Here is a 3,828-nt window from a genome sequence, read left to right on the forward strand (position 1 = left end):
GGCGACGGGCCGGCGCGGCCGGAACAGCGCGCCCCGCTCGCTGTCCTCGTCGCCCAGGGCGCCCGGGAAGGGTGTCATGTCCGACGTGGTCAGCGGCGCTTCCAGCTCGACCGGCCCGTCGAGCAGCGAGGCGGGCAGGCCGGGCAGGCCGTCGGAGGTGTCGCGGTCCGCCGCGGAGCGCCCGGCCGCTTCGGGCCGGTCGAGGCGGAACCCCGCGCCTTCGGTGTCCGGGGCGTCGGTCAGCAGCGTGTCCGGCAGGAAGACGACGGCGGTGGTGCCGCCGTACGGGGACGGCTGCAGGGAGACCCGTACGTGCTGGCGCTGCGCGAGTCGGCTGACGACGAAGAGACCGAGCCGGTCGGTGTCGGACAGTTCGAACTCGGGGGTCTCCGCGAGCCGCAGGTTGGCGTCGAGGAGCGCGTCGGCGGCCATGCCGAGGCCGCGGTCGTGGATCTCCAGCGTGAAGCCGTTGGCCACGCGCTCGCCGACGACCTGGACGGCCGTGTGCGGCGGCGAGAACACCGTGGCGTTCTCCAGGAGTTCGGCCACGAGGTGCGTCAGGTCGGCGACGGCGGGGCCGGTCACCGCGATCCGCGGCAGCCGGCGCACTTCGATGCGCTCGTAGTCCTCGACCTCCGCGACGGAGGCCCGCACGATGTCCATGAGCTGCACCGGCTTGCGCCACTGCCGCGAGGGCGCGGCTCCCGAGAGGATCACCAGGCCCTCCGCATGACGGCGCATCCGGGTGGTGAGATGGTCGAGGCGGAAGAGGTCGGCGAGCTCGTCGGTGTCCTCGGTCCTGCGCTCCATGGTGTCGAGCAGGGTCAGCTGCTTGTGGAGGAGGACCTGGCTGCGGCGGGCGAGGTTGACGAACACCTCGGAGACGCCGCGGCGCAACTCGGCCTGTTTCACGGCCGCTTCGACGGCGGACCGCTGAAGGGTGTTGAGGGCCTGGCCGACCTGCCCGATCTCGTCCCTGTCGTACTCGAGGCGCGGGGCCTCGGTCTCCACGTCGACCTCTTCGCCCGCGGCGAGGCGGCGCATCACGCCCGGCAGCCGGACGCCCGAGGCCTCGTGGGCCTCCAGGCGCAGGCGGCGCAGGTCGCGGACGAGGCTGCGGCCGATACGGACCGACAGGAACAGGGAGACGAGCAGGGCCAGGAGGCCGAGCACCCCGGCGATCCCGGCACGCAGGAACACCTTCACGGCGACCGGGCGGGTGCGGTCCTGGTAGCGCTCGGCGGCCCCGGTGTCGCGGTCGACCAGTTCGTCGAGGACCTGCCCGGCCGCCTTGTTCCAGCTCTCTGCGGTGACGCCCTTCGGGGCGCCGGGAGCACCGTTCACGACGGCGTTCTCGGCGGTACGCAGCGGGTTGGTGTCCGGGCCGCGCAAGTAGCGCTGGAAGCGGGCGCGTTCGTCCGCGGGCAGCAGCGCGAGGTTGGTGTCGTACAGCAGGGTCCGCTGGGCGACCAGGTCGGAGACCTGGCGCAGCTCTTCCTGGGTGAGCCGGCGGGCGACGAGCCCGGAGCCGACCACCGCGTCCTCCTGGGAGAGCAGTTCGCGTGCCCTGATGACTCCGACGACGGCCCGGCCCTGGCGTTCCACCTGGGCGTCGTCGAGCGCGGTGAGGTCGAGGAGGAAGTCGTACGTCGGCTCGATCAGGCGGTTGTAGAACTCCAGCGCCTGGGCGCGCGTGACGGTGCCGTCGTCCACGTTGCGGCGCAGCGACTCGATGCCTTCGAACCCCTCGACGGTGGCGTCCAGGGTGCCGCGCGCGTCGCCGTCCAGGTCGTCGCGGACGTCGGAGTCGTCGGCCTTCTCCTTGACCCGCGACATCTGCTCGTCGGCGGCGGAGCGCCGGGCCCGCAGGGCCGACTGGGCGTCCGAGGCGCGGGGATCGGCGAGGTAGACGAGGGTCTGCCGGCGTTCCGCCTGCAGGGCGCGGCCGGTGTCGACGAGGGGGTAGCCGATCGCGTCGGCCGCCCGGCCCGCCGAGAGCAGTTGCACGGCGGCGCGCCCGGTGATCACCGAGGCGAACGCCCAGATCGCCGTCAGTGACAGCAGCGGCACCAGCAGCAACGCCACGATCTTCCGGCGGATGGACTTCCCGCGAAAGCGCATGGCCTCCCCCAGATCGGCCCCGCACGGTCAGGGGCACACATGTGCGTCAACAAACGGCGCGAGCCTACTACTGAGACAGGAGCAACTCGAAGGCCCGCCCCGATGCTGTCCGGCTCAACACCACTGCATACGTGCCGAGTTGTCCGGTCATTGCGGGAGATTGCCGCCTTGAATTCGCCAAACATCCAGCGCTCACTCTCGGACTGAGCACAGGGCAGTTGGCTGGAATTCTTCGCTCCTGTCTTGATGGGCACGACAGGTGTCCGATTTCGGGAATCTTTGCGGGTTCCCGTTCGTCTTCCTCACAGCGGGTACCTACGGGGGTACCTCCACGGTGTACGTGAGCACGGCGCGGCGTCGAACGGCTGGCGTAAAGCAGAGCAAACCGGGCAGTCACTGTGCAGGCCGGTGCGGGGGCATCGGGCGAGGCCCGGGAGCGGTGGGGAGTGACATGGTGAGGGGTACGGCGGGGCAGCGGGAGCTGTGGGTCGAGGAGCCGGCGAAGCGGCGCCGCATGCCTGATCCGGTGCGCACGGCGGCGGTACGGGCCGTCCTCATCATCGCGCTCACGTTGATACAGGCCATGGTGGCGCTGCTGGCCACGCTCGCGGACTCCTGGCTGGCGTTCCCCATGGTGCTCAGCAGCGTGGCCAGCACGGTGGTGGCGACGTGGGGCGCGCTCGACGTCTGGGTGACCCGTCAGGTGTGGAACCAGCGGCACGGTGTCGTCTCGGTCCCGGCCAGCACGGCCCGTCGGCTGCGCAGGGAGCGGCGCAAGGCCCGACGGGCGGCGCGGCGGGCACCCGAGAGCATACGGAGGCCGGGCGCGGCCGGGCAGTTGACGCATACGTGAGCGCGCCGGCGACCACGTCGGCCCCGAGGGGCCGGTCCGCGACGGCGTCGCTCCGTGACGGCGGCGCCTGCCTCAGCACCGGCCTATGACGGCACCAGGGCGAGGGCCGACAGCACCTCCCTTTCGACGCGTGCCAGTTCGCGGCGGACCTTGGTGAAGGGGCGGGGCATGTCGACGGCGAGGACGGCGGTGGCCACCCCGTCCCGTTCGTACTGCGCGAGGAAGCGCCCCTCGTCCGGCGTGCCCTCCACGAAGCGGACGAGATCGCCCTCTCGCCGGCGCCCGGCGAACTGGATGCGGGAGCCGAACTGGTCCGACCAGAAGTAAGGCAGGGGGCGTGCCGCCTCGACGGCGCGCCCGGCGAGCAAGTTGCGGACGGCCACCCGGGGTTGGGACGTGGCGCTGGTCCAGTGTTCGGCGCGGGCGCCGCCGACGCGGGCCACATCGCCGACGGCCACGGCCTGGGGCAGCGAGGTGACGCATCCGTCGTCGCAGAGGACGCCGTCGCGGACGGCGACCGTCGAGCCGGACAGCCACGCGGTGTTCGGTACGGCACCGATGCCGACGACGACGATGTCGGCGGGGAGCAGACGCCCGTCGGTGAGGCGCACGCCGGTCACGCGCGGGCCGTCCGCGGGAGCGTCGCCGACCCGGTCGGCCAGGGCGGCGCCGGGTGCACCGTGCAGGTTCGCCACGCCCACACCGGTGAGCAGGCGCGCCCCACCATTGCGCTGCAACTGCGCGCACACCGCGGCGAGTTCGGGGCCGAGTTGGGGCAGCAGGGGAAGCGGCGCCGCCTCGACGACCGTGACGTCGTGGCCGAGCGCGACGCAGGTCGAGGCGGTCTCGGCGCC

Annotated in this window: 2 protein-coding genes and 1 pseudogene; 1 reads left to right on the forward strand and 2 read right to left on the reverse strand. The window is 72.5% G+C overall.

Features of this window, described 5'->3' with window-relative positions:
- Positions 1 to 2,121 (reverse strand): nitrate- and nitrite sensing domain-containing protein (locus tag G3I40_RS08440; RefSeq protein ID WP_164301545.1); only part of this gene is annotated, 2,121 nt, incomplete at its 3' end.
- A gap of 481 nt (positions 2,122 to 2,602) precedes the next feature.
- Here G3I40_RS08440 and G3I40_RS08445 point away from each other — a divergent pair.
- Positions 2,603 to 2,974, forward strand: a pseudogene (locus G3I40_RS08445) (hypothetical protein); the annotation flags it as partial.
- 83 nt (positions 2,975 to 3,057) lie between these two features.
- Here the strand turns inward: G3I40_RS08445 and G3I40_RS08450 are convergent.
- A partial coding sequence (locus G3I40_RS08450) for an FAD-dependent oxidoreductase (protein ID WP_164301546.1) occupies positions 3,058 to 3,828 on the reverse strand: 771 nt, incomplete at its 5' end.

The organism is Streptomyces sp. SID14478, assembly GCF_010548525.1.
GTDB lineage: Bacteria > Actinomycetota > Actinomycetes > Streptomycetales > Streptomycetaceae > Streptomyces.